This window comes from Ligilactobacillus sp. UO.C109 (assembly GCF_026847815.1).
Classification (GTDB): Bacteria; Bacillota; Bacilli; order Lactobacillales; family Lactobacillaceae; genus Ligilactobacillus; species Ligilactobacillus salivarius.
Genome location: NZ_JAPSFH010000053.1, coordinates 1 through 474 on the forward strand (window position 1 = coordinate 1; position 474 = coordinate 474).

The 474-nt window shown below is 43.5% G+C and carries 1 rRNA gene; it reads right to left on the reverse strand.

The annotated features are described in order from the left end of the window. Positions 1–474: ribosomal RNA gene (locus OZJ21_RS09710) — 23S ribosomal RNA — on the reverse strand; the annotation flags it as partial.

Here is a 474-nt window from a genome sequence, read left to right on the forward strand (position 1 = left end):
ACATCAAGCAGCTTGAGTGAATCCTTGAGTACAAGCTCCTCACTAAGTGAAAGTCTAAGCACATCAAGTTCATTGAGCGAATCCTTGAGTACAAGCTCCTCACTAAGTGAAAGCCTAAGTACATCAAGTTCGTTGAGCGAATCCTTGAGTACAAGTTCATCCTTAAGTGAAAGCTTAAGTACATCAAGTTCGTTGAGCGAATCCTTGAGCACAAGCTCATCCTTAAGTGAAAGCCTAAGCACATCAAGTTCCTTAAGTGAAAGCTTGAGTACATCAAGTTCATTGAGTGAATCCTTGAGTACAGGAAACCTTAGTCATACGGTGGACCAGATTCTCACTGATCTTTCGCTACTCATACCGGCATTCTCACTTCTAAGCACTCCACCAATCCTTACGGTCTAGCTTCGCCGTCCTTAGAACGCTCTCCTACCATGTACCCTAAGGTACATCCACGATTTCGGTAATGTGTTTAGC